General features: G+C 63.1%; 21 protein-coding genes. 18 read left to right on the top strand and 3 right to left on the bottom strand.

The window, feature by feature from the left end:
* Positions 1 to 168: 168 nt before the first annotated feature.
* Entirely contained in the window at positions 169 to 447 is a 279-nt protein-coding gene (locus ACP59X_RS17350) for an RNA recognition motif domain-containing protein (protein ID WP_323428645.1), read from the bottom strand.
* 739 nt (positions 448 to 1,186) lie between these two features.
* On the opposite strand from ACP59X_RS17350, the gene ACP59X_RS17345 reads away from it, so the two are divergent.
* Positions 1,187 to 2,680, top strand: coding sequence for a hypothetical protein (locus ACP59X_RS17345; RefSeq protein ID WP_428560766.1), 1,494 nt, complete (start codon positions 1,187 to 1,189; stop codon positions 2,678 to 2,680).
* Positions 2,681 to 2,734: 54 nt separating this feature from the next.
* On the opposite strand, the gene purU is transcribed toward ACP59X_RS17345, so the two are convergent.
* Positions 2,735 to 3,592: a formyltetrahydrofolate deformylase gene (gene purU / locus ACP59X_RS17340; RefSeq protein WP_428560764.1), complete on the bottom strand. Its 858-nt coding sequence runs from the start codon at positions 3,590 to 3,592 to the stop codon at positions 2,735 to 2,737.
* Between the two features lie 231 nt (positions 3,593 to 3,823).
* On the opposite strand from purU, the gene ald reads away from it, so the two are divergent.
* From ald to ACP59X_RS17300, 8 genes are all read left to right on the top strand, one after another.
* A complete protein-coding gene (gene ald, locus ACP59X_RS17335; RefSeq protein ID WP_428560762.1) occupies positions 3,824 to 4,930 on the top strand; it encodes an alanine dehydrogenase in 1,107 nt (368 codons plus the stop codon).
* 274 nt (positions 4,931 to 5,204) lie between these two features.
* Positions 5,205 to 6,371, top strand: coding sequence for an ABC transporter substrate-binding protein (locus tag ACP59X_RS17330; RefSeq protein WP_428560760.1), 1,167 nt, complete (start codon positions 5,205 to 5,207; stop codon positions 6,369 to 6,371).
* A gap of 142 nt (positions 6,372 to 6,513) precedes the next feature.
* Positions 6,514 to 7,437 (top strand): branched-chain amino acid ABC transporter permease, encoded by a 924-nt coding sequence (locus ACP59X_RS17325; protein WP_428560757.1) that lies wholly within the window; start codon positions 6,514 to 6,516, stop codon positions 7,435 to 7,437.
* A 21-nt stretch (positions 7,438 to 7,458) separates the two neighbouring features.
* Entirely contained in the window at positions 7,459 to 8,475 is a 1,017-nt protein-coding gene (locus ACP59X_RS17320) for a branched-chain amino acid ABC transporter permease (RefSeq protein ID WP_428560754.1), read from the top strand.
* Between the two features lie 3 nt (positions 8,476 to 8,478).
* Positions 8,479 to 9,246, top strand: coding sequence for an ABC transporter ATP-binding protein (locus ACP59X_RS17315; RefSeq protein WP_428560751.1), 768 nt, complete (start codon positions 8,479 to 8,481; stop codon positions 9,244 to 9,246).
* On the top strand, positions 9,246 to 9,974 hold the full coding sequence (locus ACP59X_RS17310) for an ABC transporter ATP-binding protein (RefSeq protein WP_428560748.1): 729 nt from the start codon (positions 9,246 to 9,248) through the stop codon (positions 9,972 to 9,974). The genes ACP59X_RS17315 and ACP59X_RS17310 overlap by 1 nt, the downstream gene beginning before the upstream one ends.
* Positions 9,975 to 10,279: 305 nt before the next feature.
* Positions 10,280 to 11,464: a hypothetical protein gene (locus ACP59X_RS17305; RefSeq protein WP_428560746.1), complete on the top strand. Its 1,185-nt coding sequence runs from the start codon at positions 10,280 to 10,282 to the stop codon at positions 11,462 to 11,464.
* Positions 11,465 to 11,683: 219 nt separating this feature from the next.
* Positions 11,684 to 12,076 (top strand): diacylglycerol kinase, encoded by a 393-nt coding sequence (locus tag ACP59X_RS17300; protein ID WP_428560743.1) that lies wholly within the window; start codon positions 11,684 to 11,686, stop codon positions 12,074 to 12,076.
* A 308-nt stretch (positions 12,077 to 12,384) separates the two neighbouring features.
* Here the strand turns inward: ACP59X_RS17300 and ACP59X_RS17295 are convergent, their stop codons facing one another.
* On the bottom strand, positions 12,385 to 12,669 hold the full coding sequence (locus tag ACP59X_RS17295; RefSeq protein ID WP_428560741.1) for a sll1863 family stress response protein: 285 nt from the start codon (positions 12,667 to 12,669) through the stop codon (positions 12,385 to 12,387).
* A gap of 332 nt (positions 12,670 to 13,001) precedes the next feature.
* On the opposite strand from ACP59X_RS17295, the gene ACP59X_RS17290 reads away from it, so the two are divergent.
* The 9 genes from ACP59X_RS17290 (at position 13,002) to rplW (ending at position 19,896) form a co-directional block, all read left to right on the top strand.
* The gene (locus tag ACP59X_RS17290) at positions 13,002 to 13,619 is read left to right on the top strand and encodes a hypothetical protein (protein ID WP_428560738.1); all 618 of its coding nucleotides are present in this window, start codon (positions 13,002 to 13,004) and stop codon (positions 13,617 to 13,619) included.
* 171 nt (positions 13,620 to 13,790) lie between these two features.
* A complete protein-coding gene (gene rpsL, locus ACP59X_RS17285) occupies positions 13,791 to 14,162 on the top strand; it encodes a 30S ribosomal protein S12 (RefSeq protein WP_300155079.1) in 372 nt (123 codons plus the stop codon).
* A gap of 24 nt (positions 14,163 to 14,186) precedes the next feature.
* Positions 14,187 to 14,657 carry a 30S ribosomal protein S7 gene (gene rpsG / locus ACP59X_RS17280; protein WP_428560735.1) on the top strand — a complete coding sequence of 157 codons (471 nt, stop codon included), beginning with the start codon at positions 14,187 to 14,189 and terminating at the stop codon, positions 14,655 to 14,657.
* A gap of 18 nt (positions 14,658 to 14,675) precedes the next feature.
* Positions 14,676 to 16,748: an elongation factor G gene (gene fusA, locus ACP59X_RS17275; protein WP_428560732.1), complete on the top strand. Its 2,073-nt coding sequence runs from the start codon at positions 14,676 to 14,678 to the stop codon at positions 16,746 to 16,748.
* 66 nt (positions 16,749 to 16,814) lie between these two features.
* A complete protein-coding gene (gene tuf, locus ACP59X_RS17270; RefSeq protein ID WP_428560057.1) occupies positions 16,815 to 18,008 on the top strand; it encodes an elongation factor Tu in 1,194 nt (397 codons plus the stop codon).
* Positions 18,009 to 18,013: 5 nt separating this feature from the next.
* On the top strand, positions 18,014 to 18,331 hold the full coding sequence (gene rpsJ / locus ACP59X_RS17265) for a 30S ribosomal protein S10 (protein ID WP_006920465.1): 318 nt from the start codon (positions 18,014 to 18,016) through the stop codon (positions 18,329 to 18,331).
* Positions 18,332 to 18,342: 11 nt separating this feature from the next.
* A complete protein-coding gene (gene rplC / locus ACP59X_RS17260) occupies positions 18,343 to 18,975 on the top strand; it encodes a 50S ribosomal protein L3 (RefSeq protein WP_428560728.1) in 633 nt (210 codons plus the stop codon).
* Between the two features lie 11 nt (positions 18,976 to 18,986).
* Positions 18,987 to 19,619, top strand: a complete 633-nt coding sequence (gene rplD / locus ACP59X_RS17255; protein ID WP_428560726.1) for a 50S ribosomal protein L4 — start codon at positions 18,987 to 18,989, stop codon at positions 19,617 to 19,619.
* The gene (gene rplW / locus ACP59X_RS17250) at positions 19,606 to 19,896 is read left to right on the top strand and encodes a 50S ribosomal protein L23 (RefSeq protein ID WP_428560724.1); all 291 of its coding nucleotides are present in this window, start codon (positions 19,606 to 19,608) and stop codon (positions 19,894 to 19,896) included. Before rplD ends, rplW begins: the two co-directional genes overlap by 14 nt.
* Positions 19,897 to 19,898: the final 2 nt, after the last annotated feature.

Genomic DNA, 19,898 nt, shown 5'->3' with positions numbered 1-19,898 from the left:
GCCTGCGGGCGTCGCCAAGCGGCGGGCGCACCCGAAAAGAAAAATTTCGCCACGATCGGGAAGGCGGTCCCGGACCAGGGCGTCGTTGGGCGGCGGCAGCCGCCGCTGGCGGGATCCCGGGGCCGTTGCACGGACAGCGGCCCCGGGAGGCGAAAGAGTGTGCCGGGCTTACCAGGCCGGGCGGCGGGGCGGACGCGGGGCGCGGGGCTTGGCCTCGTTGACCTTGAGGCTGCGGCCCTCGAACTCGGCGCCGTCCAGCGCGCGGATGGCCTCGTCGGCGGCGGCGTCGTCATCCATCTCCACGAACCCGAAGCCGCGCGGTTTGCCAGTCTCGCGGTCGGAGATCAGTTTGACGGATTGGACTTCGCCGTAGCGGGCGAACAGGTCGCGGACGCTTTCCTCGGTGGTGCGGAAGGGCAGGTTGCCAACGTAAATGTTCTTGGACATGAGACACGGACTCCCAAACGGTTGACGTCAATGCGAACGCGAAGCGTGTACGGAGGTCCGTCGTCAAACAAACCGCCGGTTACGCTCCTTCCCAGGACGATTCCATCGGCGCGATGGCCGGAATGGCCCGATAGTCGGAGTGCATCCGTCGGTTCTGGCTGCGAGGCGGTAGCAAACGGTCGGCGCGCACTCTCTTTTGACTCCCCAAGCGAGTCGTTCGCGCAAGGCCGCGTCAGGCCGCAGGAGCGGCTGGCGCGGGAGCGTTACGACTTGAGATCAAGATGAAAAAAAGTATCGAATTGCAATAGGCCTGGCAAGGGGAAAATGTTCATTTCCCTTGTTTGTTCTTGAAATGCTTGTCTGTTTTTCCATCAATCCTTCTATTGACGTCGCGCTGGCGCGGCCTTTGGGCTTGGGGGTGAAATCGGCGGCCTTTTCTGATAGGAACGGCTCGGTTGCCTGGAGACGGCCGACACGGAGGGGAGCAATGGCTGAGACGTATGAAGCCGAGCGGTTTAGTGCATACGATATCACCCGGTACTGTCATTTCCCACCCCGCCATCGTCGCGACGACACGAGCCGCGAGGCCGCGAAATCCCTTCTGTCGATCCTGCCCGTCACATCCGTGACATCGGTCGGGCGCCATAGCCGATGCAAGATGTGTAGGAAGTATGGATATATATTTATTATTGATTATTTATTATCGTGTGCTATGCATTGGGCAAAAGGAGGGATGGTCATGGAAGCCAAGCGGATGCGACTTTTGGGTCTTTGCGTCTTGGTCCTGATGCTCTCGGCGGGCTGCACGAAAGTGAACAAGGTGACGCCGATCCAGCAGCTGGAAAAGGGCAAGGTCGGCCTCATTTATGCCTTGCCCAAAACGGAACTCGTCGTGGAAGTGCCGATCACCGTGACAATTAAAAATGGAGCATTACAAAAGGCTAGTTATTCCATTGCCAATGATAAATTGCATGCCATCGAATATGATTGCGTAAAATTTTTTAAAAAAACAGCGTATCCTATAACAACGGAGTTGAGAGTGGGCGAGATGAAATTGTCTCTCCAGGCTGCTCCGGATGGAGATAATGTTTTCAGCATTGATCCGAATTCCTCATTATTGAAGGATTCCAAAAAGAATTTGAATTTCAATGAACAGCACATGCTTGTTTCCGGGAGCTTCTCTTCCAAAAATAATACGCTGCAATTTGTTGTTAAATCCATCACGGCCTTGGCCAAGATCATCCCCGCCGCGTTTGGCTTACCGGTCGGGGCGGAGGCAGTGTCACCGCTTGCCGCGCTCACCACGTTGGAGGCTGCTCCCGTCCGCCAGCCCAAGGAGGAAATGGCCGCGGAAAAGGAAAAGTTGCGGAATGTAGCCTGTCAAGCACTGTTCAATAAAATGATGCAACAGATTGATGACGCACAGAAGCGCTACAATGAGGCGACGTTGAAGAGAGAAGATTTCGTCTTTGGTCGCAATGTTGGCGGCGTTGACAGGAATCTAGATGTATACAAAGCAAGGGTTGCGGAAGGAGATAAGGTAATCAAGGAGTTAAAATCATCGACTAATTTAAATGAAACAGTTGTTCTGACTTTCAAGAAGATATTCACGGCTGAAGAGCTTGGAGATATTTCGCCAAATGCAGTAAAGAGCATTGTCCTGTTTGAGCTTCGAGACGACAAATTGTATACGAAATACCAGGATGCCTTCGCGGATAAAGAAGCGTCAAAATTTCTGGATAAGGTTGAGGAGCGGGATGTGAAAAATCCTAGGCGTGTGGTTTTGATGCTGCAACAGTTGCCGAACGATCCAGCCCTTGCCGTCAAGGAAGCGCTAACCGATCCGCCCAAGGGGGTGCAGGGGCTTTACTACCGCATGCCGGCGCTGGTTCATGCTTGGTTCGATAATGCGGGCGTGAAGACGCAGCCACAAACCATTTCCGTCGCCCAATGGGGTCCCATATTGGCCTTGCCGTCGCGCATGGGGTCCTCGGATGCAGCAGTCACGTTCGAGTTTTTCGCCGATACCGGGGCCCTGAAGAGCATCGGCACGGAAACCAAGTCCCTCGACATGAGTCAAGTCGAAGCGGTGGGTACGGCAGGTTCGGCCCTGATCCAGGCCGTTTACAGTAGCACAGATCCGAACAATGAGTTGCGTAGGGAGAAAGAGCGGCTTTCCCTCGAAAAAGACATCAAGGACCTTCGCTCGGCCATACAACCGACATCCCAGTAGGCTTTGCTGTTTCGCCGGACGGCCGGAGGCCGTCCGGCGAAACAGCCTGATTTTCTACCGAAATACCACTGTCTTGTTGCCGAAAACGATCACCCGGTCCTCCAGGTGCCACTGGACGGCCCGGGCCAGCACCGTGCGCTCCAGGTCGCTACCCGTGGCCTTGAGGTCGGCCACGGAAAAACGGTGGGTGACCCGGGCCGTGTCCTGCTCGATGATCGGGCCGGCGTCGAGTTCGGCCGTGACGTAGTGGGCCGTGGCCCCGATGAGCTTGACCCCCTTGTCGTGGGCCTGGCGGTAGGGGTCGGCCCCGACGAAGGCCGGCAGAAACGAATGGTGGATGTTGATGACCCGGTGCTCGTAGGGCCGCAGGAACTCCGCCGAAAGTATCCGCATGTAGCGGGCCAGCACCAGCAGGTCCGTGTCCTCGCCCAAAAGCTCCGCCATCCTGGCCTCGGCCTCGGCCATGCCGGCGTCGCCGACGGGCACGCAGGTAAACGGCACGCCGAAGCTTTCCACGCTGCCGCGCAGATCCTCGTGGTTGCTGATGACCCGGGCGATCTCGCAGGGCAGCTCGCCCCGGGCGTGGCGCCACAGAAGCTCCATCAGGCAATGGTCGTGGCGCGAGGCCAAAAACACCGCCCGCTTGGGCACGTCGGTGTAGCCGAGGCGCCAGTCCATGGAAAACCGCGCCCCCACCACCTCGCCGAAGGCCGTCTCGAAGGCCGCCCGCGACATGTCCATGTACGGCGTGTAAAACTCCAGGCGCATGAAAAACGTCCCGCCCTCCGGGTCCGTGGAATGCTGGTCCAGGTCGATGATGTTGGCCCCATGGGCGTGGAGGAACCCCGTGACCGAGGCCACGATGCCGGGTTTGTCCGGGCAGGTGATGCGCAAACGGGCGAAATGGCTCATACGGAACATGTCCTTTGCTGGATTGCCGCCGGGCGGTGCCGGGGAAAAGCCCATAACGCAGAACGGTTTTGGAGGCCAGCCGGGTTTCGCCAAAGATTATTCGGACAATATTGTCATTTTCCGCAAATTCGTTTAGAAACAGCCAACCAAAACGGGCACGCCCCCGCTTCGAGCGCGCCCGGGCCGAAGGGAAGCCCAACCATGCAAAAAATTTCCCAGCGAGGAAGTCCTATGATCATCGGTATCCCCAAGGAAATCAAAACCCTGGAAAATCGCGTCGCCATGACCCCCGGAGCCGTGGCCACCCTGGTCCGGCGCGGGCACGACGTCCTGGTCGAGGCCGGGGCCGGGTTGGGTTCGGGGCTGGCCGACGAGCAGTACGCCAAGGCCGGGGCCACACTCGTGGACGCCGCCGCGGCCTGGGGCGCCCAGATGGTCATCAAGGTCAAGGAGCCCATCGCCTGCGAGTACAAATACCTGCGCAAGGACCTGCTGCTTTTCACCTACCTGCACCTGGCCGCCGACCGGGCCCTGACCGACGCGCTGCTGGCCTCGGGCACCACGGGCGTGGCCTACGAGACCGTGCAGTTGCCTGACGGCGCCCTGCCGCTTTTGATCCCCATGAGCGAGGTCGCCGGCCGCATGGCTCCCCAGGTCGGCGCCCACGCCCTGGAAAAATCCCAGGGCGGCCGCGGCATTTTGCTCGGCGGCGTGCCCGGCGTGCCCCAGGCCTCGGTGGTGGTGGTCGGCGCCGGCGTGGTCGGGTCCAACGCCTGCAAACTGGCTGTCGGCATGGGCGCCCAGGTGACGGTCCTCGACATCAATCACGCCCGGCTCCAGTACCTCGACGACATCTACCAGGGCCGCGTGGTCACCATGTCCAGCAACGAGGCCAACGTCCGCAAGGCCGTGACCTACGCCGACCTGCTCATCGGCGCCGTGCTCATCCCCGGCGCCAAGGCCCCGCACCTGGTCACCCGGGACATGCTGCCCACCATGAAGGAAGGCTCGGTCATCGTGGACGTGGCCGTGGACCAGGGCGGCTGCGTGGAAACCATCAAGGCCACCACCCACGCCGACCCGACCTACGTCATCGACGGCGTGGTCCACTACGGCGTGGCCAACATGCCCGGCGCCGTGCCCCGCACCTCGACCTACGCCCTGTGCAACCAGACCCTGCCCTATGCCATCAAGCTCGCGGCCAAGGGCATCGGCGCCCTGCGCGAGGACAGCGCCCTGGCGCTTGGCCTCAACACCCATGCCGGCATGCTGACCTTCGCCGGCGTGGCCGAGGCCTTCGACCTGCCGCTGACGCCGGTGGAGGCGGCCCTGGCCTAGGGCCGTGCCCGAGCACGGGGGCGTTGGGTTCCAGGGGGCAACCGCACGGGAGAATGGTTGTTTTGGTAACAATATCCCCTGTATGGGACGGGGCGCGGCAGGCGCCCCGTTACCCGGCCGGGAGGGGAAAAACGTGTCTTCTCCCGGTGTTATTTCACAAATATGTGTCAAATGGGGGAGCGGGGGATTCCCATCCCGGCCGAGATCATGTATGGCCACAGGAACTTATCGTTGTCCGTAAGTCCTTGAAATCGACTGTAAACAGGAGGCGTTCATGAAAAGGTCCTGGCTCATTGCCCTTTTTCTCGTCCTCGGGATGGCCGCGCCGGCCCGCGCCGCGGACACCATCAAACTGGGTTTCAACATCCCCATGACCGGCGACATCCCGGACGTCGGCGAATCGTCGAAAAACGCCGCCGAGATGCTCAAGAAAAAGATCAACGACGCCGGCGGCATCGAAGTCGGCGGCAAGAAGTACCTGGTGGAATTCGTCTACGAGGACAACGAGTCCAAGGCCGAATCCGCCCTGTCCGCCGCCCGCAAGCTCATCACCCAGGACAACGTCCTGGGCATGGTCGGCCCCCAGTCCAGCAAGCAGGCCGTTCCGGCCGGCGAAGCCGCCAATGACCTCAAGGCCCCGATGATGGCCCCCTGGTCCACCAACCCCAACACCACCAAAAACCGCCCCTACGTCTTCCGCGGCTGCTTCCTGGACACCTTCCAGGGCCCCACCGCCGCCAAGTTCGCCTCCGAGGAATTCAAGGCCAAAAAGGCCGCGGTCCTCTACGACATCGCCTCCGACTACCCCAAGGGCCTGGCCGAGGACTTCAAGGCCGCCTTTGAAAAGATCAACGGCCCCGGCTCCGTGGTCGCCTTCGAGACCTTCACCACCAAGGACGTGGACTTCTCGGCCCAGCTGACCAATATCGCCAAGTCCGGCGCCGACGTGCTGTTCGTGCCCCAGTACTACAACGAGGTGCCGCTGATCGTGAAGCAGGCCAAGTCGCTGGGATTTAACAAGCCCGTGCTCGGCAGCGACTCCTGGGGTTCCGGCGACCTGATGGGCCTTTGCGGCGACGACTGCAAGGGCTTTTTCTTCGTCACCCACTACGCCGCCGCCGGCGCCAAGGGCAAGACCAAGGAATTCATCGACGAGTACACCAAGCTCTACAAGAAGACCCCCGACGACGTCGCCGCCCTGACCTGGGACGGCGCCAACCTGATGCTCGCCGCCGTCCAGTCCATGCCCGCCATCAGCGGCGACATGGCCAAGGACCGCGAGGCCCTCATGAAGGCCATGGCCGGCATCAAGAAGTTCGAGGGCATCACCGGCGACATGTCCTACCCGGCCACGGGCGACCATGACCCGATCAAGTGCGCCGTGGTGGTGAAAATCGACGACGCCGGCAAGTTCGCCTTCTACAAGTCCGTTTGCCCGTAGCCCCGGACCGGCATCCGCCGGCCGCCGGCGCGTCCGGGACGCCGCCCTCGGGGGCGCGTCCCGGACGCCATGAAGCAACATTTCGGCCGGCTGGCGACTTCGCCCGCCGGACAGGCCACAACTCGCGCCAAGGGGGTCTCCGTTGCTGCAAAGCCTCTTGCAAAACCTGCTCAATGCCCTGCAGTGGGGAAGTTTCTATTCCCTGATCGCCCTTGGCTACTGCCTGGTCTACGGCGTGCTGCTGCTGATTAACTTCGCCCACGGCGACATCTTCATGGTCGGGGCCTACATCGCCTTTTTCGTGTCCATGCTGTTCCTCGGCAAGTTCGGCGGCATCCCCGGCCTGCCCGGCTGGCTGGTGCTGGCCCTGGCCGTGCCCCTGACCATGCTGCTGACCGCCGTGGTCGGCGTGACCCTGGAACGCGTGGCCTACCGGCCCCTGCGGCGCAAGGGCGTCAACCGCCTCTACGTCGTCATCACGGCGCTGATGTGCGGGCTGATCCTGGAAAACGGCAACCTGGCCCTGCTCGGCGCCAGCCGCAAAAGCTTCCCCACGCTCATCCCGACCACCGTCTACACCTTTTTCGGCGTCACCGTGACCAACATCAAGCTGATGGTCATCGGCGTGGCCATCCTGTCCTTTCTGCTCCTGCACTTCATCGTCACCCGCACGAAGATCGGCATGGCCATGCGGGCCATCTCCTACGACCGTTTCGCCGTGCCGCTGATGGGCATTCCGGCCGACACGGTCATCGTCTTCACCTTCGTGCTGGGCTCGGGCTTCGCCGGGCTGGCCGGGCTTTTTTTTGCCATGACCTATCCGGTGCTCGACCCCTACATGGGGGCGCTCATTGGCTGGAAGGCCTTCATCGCGGCCGTGGTCGGCGGCATAGGCTCCATTGCCGGGGCCTTTGCCGGCGGGTTTCTGCTTGGGTTCGTGGAGATCATGGTGGTGGCCTTTTTCCCCTCCACCTTCCGCGACCTCATCGCCTTTTCCATTTTGCTGCTCATCCTGTCCATCCGACCGACCGGCCTTTTCGGCGTGGCCCGTCGGACCAAAATCTAGGACCAGCCAGGGAGACCCGCCATGAAGCGCCTGACCGTCCCCGCCCTGCTGGCCGTCGTTTTTGCCGTGCTGGTCTGGGCCTCCAAATCCGGAACCATGAACATCTACTGGCAGTCGGTGGTCATGTTCATGGGCGTCAACATCATCCTGTCCTCGAGCCTCAATATCATCAACGGCAACATGGGCGAATTCTCCTGCGGCCACGCCGGCTTCATGGCCGTGGGCGCCTATGTCTCCTCGGTGTTGTCCGTGGCCCTTTTCGCCAAGTCGGCCGCCTTCGGCGAGCCGCTGCTGGGGCCGCAGATGGCCGTGTGGCTGTTCCCGGTGGTGCTGCTGGTCGGCTCCCTGGCCGCCTCCCTGGTGGGGCTGCTCGTTGCCATCCCGTCGTTTAAGACCCGGGGCGACTACCTGGCCATTATCACCATCGCCGCCGCCTACATCGTCAAGTCCACCATCGAGAACATCGGCATCATCGGCGGGGCCAGGGGGTTCATGGGCATGTCCGCGGTCATGAATTCCATGAACGACACGGCCAGCCTGCCCTGGATCATGATCTGGGTCATCGTCGGCACCATCTTCGCCGTCTGGCTCATCCGGCGCTTCATCTACTCCACCTTCGGCAAGGGCGTAGACGCCATCTGCCAGGACGAGATCGCGGCCGAGATCATGAGCGTCAACACCGACCGGGTCAAACTGGTGGCCTTCATGGTCTCCTGCGGCCTGGCCGGGCTGGCCGGCGGGCTTTTCGCCCACATCCTCGGCTACGTGAACCCGGGGTCGTTTACCATCCTCAAATCCACCGAAATCATGGTCATGGTCTATCTCGGCGGCATGGGCTCGCTGTCCGGCTCCGTGATCTCGGCCATCCTCGTCACGCTGCTGATGGAGGCGTTGCGGCCCCTGCAGATCATCAAGTGGGTGGCCATTCCGCTGCTGCTGGTCCTTCTCATGCAGTTTCGCCCCGAAGGCATCATGGGCCGGCGGGAACTGGCGGATGTGTTTCCGGGATTGCGCAAATTCTACACGTTCAAGGGGTAGGCCGTGGCGCTTTTGGAAGTGAGTGAAATGACGCAGTACTTCGGCGGGCTGTGCGCCGTGTCGGAGTTTTCCGTCGCCCTGGAGACCGGGCAGCTGGTGGCCCTTATCGGCCCCAACGGCGCGGGCAAGACCACGGTCTTCAACCTCGTCAGCGGCTTTTACAAGCCCACGCGCGGCGAGATCCTCTTCAAGGGCCAGTCCATCAAGGGGCTTAAGCCCCACCAGGTCACGGCCCGGGGCATCGCCCGCACCTTTCAGAACATCCGGCTGTGGTTCGAGATGACCGTGCTGGATAATATCCGCATCGCCCAGCACCATGCCCTGGGCTACGGCCTGCTCGACTGCTTCCTGCGCACCCCGCGCTACATGCGGGCCGAGCGCGACATCGAGGACCATGCCATGGAGGTCCTCACCCGCCTGGGGCTGCGGGAGGTCGCCCACGAATACCCGAAAAACCTGCCCTACGGCGTGCAGCGGCTGGTCGAGATCGCCCGGGCGCTGTCCATCAAGCCTTCCCTGCTCATGCTCGACGAGCCCGCCGCCGGGCTCAACTCCGCCGACGTGGAGGGGCTCATCAAGCTCATCGCCGACATCCACAAGGATTTCGGCCTGGCCATCTGGATGATCGAGCACCAGATGGACGTGGTCATGAGCCTGTGTGAGTGGATCAAGGTCATCGATTTCGGGGCCACCATCGCCGAAGGCACGCCCGAGGCCATCCAGAACAACCCCGAGGTCATCAAAGCCTACCTGGGAGACGATACAATCTGATGCTGCTCTCCGTTGAAAACCTCCGGGTCAAGTACGGCAATATCGAGGCCCTGCACGGCATCTCCTTCCATGTGAACAAGGGGGAGATCGTCACGCTCATTGGGGCCAACGGCGCGGGCAAGACCACCACGCTGCTCTCCATCATGCGTCTGCCGCCCCCCGAAGCCCCCAAGGTGGTGGAGGGCGACATCAAGTACGACGGGAAGTCCATTCTCGGCATGGAGCCTCACGACGTGGTCCGCAAGCTCCACATGGACCTCTCGCCCGAGGGCCGCCGTATCTTCGGCAACCTCACGGTCATGGAGAACCTGGTGATGGCCACCTACGCCCGCACCGACGGCGAGGAGGCCGTGGGCCGGGACCTCGACCGGGTGCTGTCGCTTTTTCCGCGCCTGTCCGAGCGGCGCAAGCAGCGCAGCGAATCGCTCTCCGGCGGCGAGCAGCAGATGCTGGCCGTGGGCCGGGCGATCATGACCGGCTGCGACTTCATCCTGCTCGACGAGCCGAGCATGGGCCTGGCGCCGCTTTTGATGTATGAAATGTTCCGCACGCTCAAAAAGCTCAACGAACTGGGGCTGACCATCCTGCTCATCGAGCAGAACGCCAAAGTGGCCCTATCGTTCGCCCACCGGGGCTACGTCCTCGATACCGGCGAGATCAAGACCTCGGGCACGGCCGAGGAACTGCGGCGCGACCCCGAGGTGAAAAAGGCCTACCTCGGCGGGTAGTGTTGTGCCCCTTAAAAAATACGAAAGTATTTTTTAAGAAAAAAAGTCATGCCGCAGTGTCTCCCGCGAGAATGGAGAGGACCTCTGCGAAGGCGGGGCACGAGGCGCGACTGGCGGCCATTTCCAGGCCCGGACCGGCGGCAGTCGGCCCGGGCCTGTTTTTTTTGTCTTGGCCCATGACTTGCTTGTAACCAGTCGCCGGCCGTCGCGTCGGCAGTTTCTTCCATGATTCGGCACGCCTCTTGCCACTCTCCACGCGGGGAACGCCACGCCAGGCAATAAATTCCCGCTCAAAGGAGATGGACATGAGCGTATCTTCGATAAGCCAGTCCTCCAGCGACTATTGGCTCCAGCAACTGCTTGCCAGTTACGGGCAGTCCTCGTCCACCGACAGCCAGTCGTCCATCCTGAGTCTCCTGTCGCAGGGAAGCGACGCCTCCGACGCCACGTCGGCAACTTCTTCCGGGTCCTCGTCGTCCTCGTCGAGCTCCGTCGGGAGTTTCAACGACATCCTCACCGCCCTCCTGTCCGGCAACGGCTCCCTGTCCTACGACATGGAAACGGGTATGCTCACCAGCGGCAGCCAGGGCGAGGCCGAGGACATGCCCCCGCCGCCGCCCATGGACGGCGCCCAGGGTGGATCGGGCGGGCAGGGCGGCGAACTGACCCGCACCGAAAGCACCACCACCAACGACGACGGCTCGACCACCACCACCGCCACCCTGACCGATGCCTCCGGCAACCAGGTGGGCACGGAACAAACCGTCGAAAACACCGACGGCTCCTACACTACCACCATCACCATGACCGACCCGTCGGGCAAGACCTCCACCCGGACCATCACCGGGGAAAACACCGACGACGGGTTCAAGGAAACCGAAACCCTCACCGACGCCGACGGCAATATCCTGGAGACCGGCACCACCCTGACCGCCTCGGACGGCAGCGTCAGCACCACCATGACCCGAAACGGCCCCGACGGCGGTTCGATGACCGAAAGCGCCAGCTACGACGCCGCGGGCAACCTGCTTGCCTCCAGCACGTCGACGACCGCGCCCACCACCACGGCCGCCTCCGCCTCGGATACCGCGTCGAGCACCACGACCACTTCGAGCAGCACCGACAGCACGACGTCCAGTGCCTCGTCGTCTGCCTCCGCCTCGGGCTCGTCCGGATCGTCCGGGTCGTCGGACAGCAGCGGCAACACCACCACCGTGACCATGAGCTTCACGTCCGAGGGCATCGAGGAAACCACCACCGTGACGGACGCCGACGGCAACCTCGTCAGCCAGTCCACCAAGGAGATTCCCTTTTCCTCCACGGCAAAGGGCAGCACGTTCGGTTCGTCCCTGACCGAGGGCCAGGGGCTGTCCGACCTGATCGGGCAGTACGCCGCCAACCGCTACGGGACGAACCGCTATGCCGCCCAGCAGCAGCAGGGGCTGTTCGACCTGACCGCGCAGCAAAGCGGCTTGTCTGTGGACGCGTAAACGGAAGCGTTTTCGGCCGGCGATGGCCGCGACACGAAGGGCGGTTCCCATTGGGCCGCCTTTTGTGTTTGCAGGGGGCGGAAAATTTTGCCGACCGGCAGCCGCCGGGGTGGAGCGGCCGTGGAACCCGGCCACCTTGCCCGACAACCCCAAACCCGTTTGCCGCTGAGGCGGGGCTGTCGTACAAGGAGGGAAGGTAGTCGAGCGGGGAGGGCGGCGGTGCGCAACAAATTTCTCGGGACCGGCGAGCCGGGCTGGCATCCGGTGCGCAAGGTCCTGGTGGTTCTGTCGGGCCTGCGTTTCGCCGTGCTCTACGACGCGAGCGTGGCCTGGAAGGTGGCGGTCTCGGTGGCGGTGCTGGCCATTTTCGCCTGGGCCGGCCATTGGCGGGATTTTCTCATTGTGCTCGTGGCCACGGGGCAAATGCTGGCCGTGGAGCTCGTCAATTCCGCCATCGAGGGCGTGTGCGACTTCCTGGTCGCCCACGAGGACAAGCGCATCAGGGCCATCAAGGACATGGCCGCCGCCGGGGCGGGCATCGGCATCGCCTTCTGGCTGCTGGTGATCGTCTGGGAGGGGGGCTACCTGGTGGACGCCTGGCCCGGGCCCTGAGCCGTCGCGCCGGGCACTCGCCCGGAGCGGCCGTACTGGTGAGGCGGCCATGGCCGGGCCGGGGGGCAAGTGTGCCGCCCGGGTAGGCTGACCGCTTGCGCGAGGCAGCCCTGGCCTGCCGGACCGGCAGCCCTGGTGGGCCGGGGCGTACGCATCCTTCCGCCCGGAGGCCGCTTTCGCGAAGCCGCCCAGGCTGGGCCGAGGCGTCAGCGGTGGGGTGCCGGGAAGGATGTGGTGGGGCGCCGGGACGGGTACGCCGGGAAGCGTGGGGTGGGGCGCCGGGCGGCCGAGCGGTAGCGGCGGCCGGGTTAGAATTTGCCCTTGGCCCGGGAGACGGCGGCCTTGAGTTCGGTCAGGGCGGCCTCGACGCCGTCGCGCAGTTCGGTCAGGGCGTCACCGCCGCCTTTGCGCAGCAGCGTCAGTTTGTAGCGGGCCTTGTCGTATTTTTCGAGCATGTGCTCGAGTTCGCCGGCCCAGCGGTCGAAAAAGTCGGGCCCTTGTTCCCGGGCCGCCTCGCGGGCGGATTCGATCTTGGCCTTGTATTTGGCCAGCTGCTCTTCCAGGTCGACGCCGAAAGGCTTTTTTTCGTCCATGGTTTCCCCCTGTCCGCGTCGGCAATATTGTCTAACATACCGGAATGGTGGTGGGAAGGCAAGCCGTTTCGGGGACGGCCCTCCCGGGGCGGGAGGCGCAAAACGCCGCTTGCATGCCCTTTCGCAGTTTGATAAACGGCAATGAGGCAAGAGTCCGGCCGGGTATCTTTCCTGGGGAGGAAAAGACGCCCGGCCTCTGGTCAAAAACCGAAGGCGACTTATGTCTTAACCCAGGCGGGCTGATGCGGCGGTTATACCTTCGCCGCACCGAGCAGGGACGCCTCGCCGACGGACCGCAACGCTTAACGTGTAGAGAGTCAAGGAGGAAGGCCATGAACGCGCGCTTGCAGAAGATCATGGTGCTGGCATTGGCCGTGATGATCGGTTTGACGGTGTTGCCGTCCCGTTCGTTCGCCATTGGTGAGGCGGGCACCGCCTATGTGGCACCGGAGTTTGGCTTCTACGGCACAGGCCAGAAGGCGGTTGAATCGTACTTCACCTTCGGCGCCAGTGGCGGCTATTTCGTCATGGACGGCCTGTCCATCGGCCTGGAGGCCCTGGCCTATTCGTTCAACCAGCGCAAGATCGACCGTAACACGGCGGCCGGGAATTTCCTGTACACCGCGGTCAGCAACGACGGCTATTCCCAGAATCCCTGGGCTTTCGGCGCCAATGCGCTGATCCGCTACTATCCGGTGCGCACCGACAAGGCGGCTTTCTACATCGGTACCGGTATCGGCGGCCTGTTCTCCGGCGACCGCGTCCCGTACTATTCCGACGGTCACCGCGGCAACTACTCCAACCCGACCCTGCCCGTGGACATCGGCTTCACCGTGGCCTTCTCGCCGAGCGTGTCCTTCGAGCTGGCCGGCCGCTATCAGCGGATCGGCTTCGACCAGGCCGGCCTCGACGGTTGGGGTGGTCATGCCGGGCTGCGCATCACTTTCTAGGCTGACAAACCCGGACAAGTAGGGTAACTAGTCAAGCCCTCCCGCCCGTGTCGGGCGGGAGGGCTCGTTTTTTTCGCTGGCAGGCCCATTGCCGCTTGACACGGGGCGGCGGGGGGTCTATATGCCTCTGTCTTTGCCATACACTACGATTTCTATTGAACGGAGACGGCTATGCCCACGATCAATCAACTTATCCGCAAGGAGCGGGCCAAGGTGGCCAAGCGCCGCAAGACGCCTGCCCTGCAAGCCTGCCCGCAGCGCCGGGGTGTGTGCACCCGCGTGTACACCACCACGCCCAAAAAGCCGAACTCGGCTTTGCGCAAGGTCGCCCGCGTGCGCCTGACCAACGGCATCGAGGTGACCTCGTACATCCCGGGCGAAGGCCACAACCTGCAGGAACACTCGGTGGTGATGATCCGGGGCGGCCGCGTCAAGGACCTTCCCGGTGTGCGTTACCACATCATCCGCGGCACGCTCGATACCGCCGGCGTGTCCGATCGCCGCCAGGGCCGTTCCAAGTACGGCGCCAAGCGGCCCAAGTAATTCCGGTCAAAGGAGAAGACGCGTATGCCGCGCAAAGGTTCCGTATCCAAACGCTCGGTGCTGCCCGATCCCAAGTATGGCAGCCATCTGGTGATGAAGTTCATCAACCGGCTCATGTACGACGGCAAGAAGGGCGTGGCTGAAGGCCTTTTCTACAAGGCCGTGGACGTGCTGGCCGAAAAGTCCGGCGAAGATCCCTTGAAGGCCTTCGAGAAAGCCGTGGCCAATGTCAAGCCGCACATGGAAGTCAAGCCCCGGCGCGTGGGCGGCGCCACCTATCAGGTGCCCATGGAAGTGCGGCCCGAGCGGCAGTTGACCCTGGCCCTGCGCTGGCTCGTCAGCAACGCCCGCAACCGCGGCGAGAAGGGAATGGCGGAGAAGCTGTCGGGCGAACTGCTCGATGCCTATCACAATCGCGGCGGGGCCGTGAAAAAGAAAGAGGATACGCACCGCATGGCCGACGCCAACAAGGCGTTTGCCCATTACCGGTGGTAGTCGCACAAGGATAGCGTCGTGTCTAAGACTGTACCCATTGAGCGGCAACGCAATATCGGCATCATGGCTCACATCGATGCCGGGAAGACGACCACCACCGAACGTATTCTCTATTACACCGGGGTGTCGCACAAGATAGGCGAAGTCCATGATGGCCAGGCCACCATGGACTGGATGGTCCAGGAACAGGAGCGCGGCATCACCATCACCTCCGCCGCCACCACCTGCTTTTGGCGTGACCACCGCATCAACATCATCGACACGCCCGGCCACGTGGATTTTACCATCGAGGTGGAACGTTCCCTGCGTGTTCTCGACGGGGCGGTCGCCGTGTTCGACGCCGTCTCGGGCGTCGAGCCCCAGTCCGAAACGGTCTGGCGCCAGGCCGAGCGCTACCGCGTTCCCCGCATGAGCTTCGTCAACAAGATGGACCGCATCGGCGCGGACTTCTTCCGTTGCGTGGACATGATCCGTGACCGCCTCGGCGCCAAGCCCGTGCCCCTGCAGATCCCCATCGGCTCCGAAGAGAACTTCGAGGGCGTGGTGGACATGATCCGGGGCAAGGCCGTCTATTTCGACACCGAGTCCATGGGCAAGGAGTATGTCTACAAGGACATCCCCGCCGACCTCCTGGACCGCTACGAAGAGCTGCGCCTGCACATGGTCGAGGCCATCGCCGAGGAAGACGAGACGCTGATGGAGAAGTACCTCGGCGGCGAGGAACTCACCCCCGAGGAGCTCGTGGCCGGCATCCGCAAGGCCACCATCAGCCTGGCCATCTGCCCGGTGCTGTGCGGCTCGGCCTTCAAGAACAAGGGTGTGCAGCCCCTGCTCGACGCCGTGGTCGATTTCCTGCCTTCGCCCGTCGACATCCCGGCCATGCAGGGCCACGATCCCGACGACGCGGAAAAGGTCATCGAGTGCCCGTGCGACCCCAAGCTGCCCCTGGCCGCCCTGGCGTTCAAGCTCATGAGCGACCCGTTCATCGGCCACCTGACCTTTCTGCGCATCTACTCCGGCCGCATCGAGTCCGGCATGACCGTGCTCAATGCCAACACCGGCAAGAAGGAGCGCATCGGCCGCCTGCTCAAGATGCACGCCAACAAGCGTGAAGAGATAAAAGACGCCGAGGCCGGCGACATCGTGGCCGCCGTGGGCATGAAGATCACGTCCACCGGCGACACGCTGTGCGCGGAAAACCGCCCCGTGGCCCTGGAGTCGCTGACCATCCCCGAGCCCGTCATCGAGGTGGCCATCGAACCCAAGACCAAGGCCGACCGCGACGCCCTGTCCCAGGCGCTCGGCAAGCTGGCCAAGGAGGACCCCTCCTTCCGCGTCAAGTCCGACGAGGAATCCGGCCAGACGCTGATCGCCGGCATGGGCGAGCTGCACCTGGAGATCATCGTCGACCGGCTCATGCGCGAGTTCGGCGTCAATGCCAACGTGGGCGCCCCCCAGGTCGCCTACCGCGAGACCATCACCAAGGGCATCAAGAACGATCTGCGCTACGTCAAGCAGACCGGCGGTCGCGGCCAGTACGGCCACGTGGTGCTGGAGATCGAGCCCAAGGACGATGGCGGCTACGAATTCATCAACGGCATCGTGGGTGGCGTCATCCCCAAGGAATACATCCCGGCCGTGGACAAAGGTATCCAGAACGCCATGAAGGGCGGGGTGATCGCCGGCTTCCCGCTGGTCGACATCCGGGCCAAGCTGGTCTTCGGCTCCTACCACGAAGTCGACTCCTCGGAGCAGGCGTTTTTCATTTGCGCCTCCCAGTGCTTCAAGGAAGCCGTGCAGAAGGCCGGACCGGTGCTGCTCGAGCCCATCATGGCCGTGGAAGTGGTCACGCCGGAAGAGTACATGGGCGACGTCATGGGTGACTTAAACGGTCGCCGCGGCCGCATCGCCAAGATGGATTCCCGAGCCGGGGCGCAGATCATCACCGCCCACGTGCCCCTTTCCTCCATGTTCGGCTACGCCACGGACCTGCGCTCCAAGTCGCAGGGCCGGGCCACCTTCAGCATGCAGTTCGATCACTACGAGAAGGTCCCGACGGCCCTGGCCGACGAGATCATGAAGAAGAAATAACGCCCGCGCGAAACCGGGCGAGGTGAAAACAAAACGACCCGCGCAGGCGGCGCTTAGGGGGACGACATGGGTAAGGCGAAATTCGAGCGGAAAAAGCCGCACGTCAACATCGGTACCATCGGCCACATCGACCACGGCAAGACCACGCTGACCGCGGCCATCACGCGTCTGGCCAGCATGAAGGGCTTTGGCGAGTACATTCCCTTCGACCAGATCGACAAGGCTCCGGAAGAAAAAGAGCGCGGCATCACCATTGCCACGGCCCACGTGGAATACGAGACCGACAAGCGCCACTACGCCCACGTCGACTGCCCCGGCCACGCCGACTACATCAAGAACATGATCACCGGCGCCGCCCAGATGGACGGCGGCATCCTGGTCGTGGCCGCCACCGACGGCCCCATGCCCCAGACCCGTGAGCACATCCTGCTCGCCCGTCAGGTCGGCGTGCCCCAGCTGGTCGTGTTCATGAACAAGGTCGACCTGGTCGACGACCCCGAGCTGCTGGAACTGGTCGAGCTGGAAGTGCGCGAGCTGCTCTCCAAGTACGGCTTTCCCGGCGATGACATCCCGGTCATCAAGGGCTCGGCGCTCAAGGCCCTGGAAGCCGGCGACATCAAGAGCGACGACGCCGCCCCGATCTTCGAGCTGCTCGACGCCTGCGATTCGTTCATCCCCGAGCCCAAGCGCGACATCGACAAGCCGTTCCTGATGCCCATCGAGGACGTCTTCTCCATCTCCGGCCGCGGCACCGTCGTGACCGGCCGTGTCGAGCGCGGCATCATCACCGTGGGCGACGAAGTGGCGATCATCGGCATCAAGGACACGGTCAAGACCACCTGCACCGGCGTCGAGATGTTCCGCAAGATCCTGGACCAGGGCCAGGCCGGCGACAACGTCGGGGTGCTGCTGCGCGGCGTCAAGCGCGACGAGGTCGAGCGCGGCCAGGTGCTGGCCAAGCCGGGCTCCATCACGCCGCACCGCAAGTTCAAGGCCGAGGTCTACGTCCTCAACAAGGAAGAGGGCGGCCGTCACACGCCGTTTTTCTCCGGTTACCGTCCCCAATTCTATTTCCGCACGACCGACATCACGGGCGTGGTCACCCTGGCCGAGGGCGTCGAGATGGTCATGCCCGGGGATAACGCCACCTTCAACGTGGAACTGATCGCGCCCATCGCCATGGAAAAGGGCCTGCGCTTCGCCATCCGCGAAGGCGGCCGGACCGTCGGCGCCGGCGTCGTGTCGGAAATCGTGGAGTAAATATCATGGTTTCCATGCAAAACGATCGCATTCGCATCAAACTCAAGGCGTACGACTACCGCATCCTGGACAAGGCGGTGGCCGAAATCGTGGATACCGCGCGCAACACTGGCGCCGGCGTGGCCGGGCCCATCCCGTTGCCCACGGACATCCACAAGGTTACGGTCAACCGCTCGGTTCACGTGGACAAGAAGTCCCGGGAACAGTTCGAGATGCGGGTTCACAAACGGCTTCTGGACATTATGGAGCCCACGCAGCAGACGGTGGACGCGCTCGGCAAGCTGAGCCTGCCCGCCGGCGTCGACGTGGAAATCAAGCTCTAAGGAAGGTCGGCATGGCTGCCACGCTTGGAATACTTGGCCGTAAACTGGGCATGACCCGGGTTTTCGGCGACGACGGATCCATTATCCCGGTCACGGTCATCGAGGCCGGCCCCTGTCCCGTCACCCAGGTGAAAACCGAGGACAAAGACGGGTATAACGCCATGCAGATCGGGTTCGATCAGATCCCGGAACGCAAGGTCAACAAGCCCGAGAAGGGCCACCTGGACAAGGCCGGCCGCGGCTACTACCGGGTGCTGCGCGAGATCCGCCTGGACGGCCCCTCGGCCTTCGAGCAGGGCATGGACGTGACCGTGGACATCTTCGCCCCGGGCGAGACCGTCAAGGTCACCGGCACCTCCATCGGCAAGGGCTTCGCCGGCGTCATGAAGCGCTGGAACTTCGCGGGCCTCAAAAAGACCCACGGTACGGAAAAAGCCCACCGCTCCGGCGGCTCCATCGGTAACAACACCGAGCCGGGCAAGGTCATGAAGGGCAAGAAGATGGCCGGCCACATGGGCGCGCGCACCGTGACCGTCATGGGCATCGAGGTCGTCGACGTCCGCCCGGAAATGAACCTGATCCTGGTCAAGGGACAGGTGCCCGGTCCGCGCAACAGCGTGGTCGTGGTGCGCAAGCAGGGATAACGGGTATAGCCATGGCAAACGTAAAACTCTACGACCAGGGGAACACCGAGATCGGCAGCGTCGATCTGGCCCCCGAGGTCTTCGAAGTCGAGGTCCAGCCCGAACTGCTGCACCTGGTGGTGCGGGCCCAGCTCGCCGCCAAGCGCGCCGGTACGCACAGCGTCAAGACCCGGGCCTTCGTCAGCGGCGGCGGCAAGAAGCCCTGGCGCCAGAAGGGCACCGGCCGCGCCCGCGCCGGTTCCACCCGCTCGCCCCTGTGGCGCGGCGGCGCCATCGTCCACGGGCCCGAGCCCCGCGACTACACCTTCAAGGTCAACCGCAAGGTGCGTCAGCTGGCCCTGCGCATGGCCCTTTCGGCCAAGCTCGGCGACGCCTCCCTGGTCCTGGTGGACGGCCTGTCCGTGCCCGAGGTCAAGACCAAGCACATGGTCAAGGTGACCGCGGATTTCGGCCTGAAAAAAGCCTTGATTGTTCTGCCCGCTTCGGATAACAATCTCGAGCTTTCCGCCAGGAACATTCCCGGCATCAAGGTTGTCCGGGAAGACATGCTCAACGTGTACGACGTCCTGCGCCACGACCACCTGGTCCTGGTCAAGGACGCGGCCCTGAAGATCCAGGAGAGGCTCGGTCATGGAGTACGCTAACATACTGCTGCGGCCCCTGGTTTCCGAAAAGGCCACCATGGTCAAGGAAGCCGCCAACCAGGTGGTTTTTTTCGTCCACCCCGAGGCGAACAAGATCGAGATCGCCAAGGCCGTGGAAAAGGCGTTTTCGGTGAAGGTCGCCGGCGTCCGGGTGGTCAAGCGCCGCCCCCTGGCCCGCTCGCGCATGGGCAAGGTGACGGGACGCATTCCGGGCTACAAGAAAGCCTACGTGACCCTGGCGCAGGGTGATAAAATAGAGTTCTTCGAAGGGGTCTAGTC

This window comes from Solidesulfovibrio sp. DCME (genome assembly GCF_049995385.1).
GTDB lineage: Bacteria > Desulfobacterota > Desulfovibrionia > Desulfovibrionales > Desulfovibrionaceae > Solidesulfovibrio.
The sequence above is the reverse complement of the archived record's forward strand: the minus strand, read 5'-3'. Positions and strand labels throughout refer to the sequence as shown.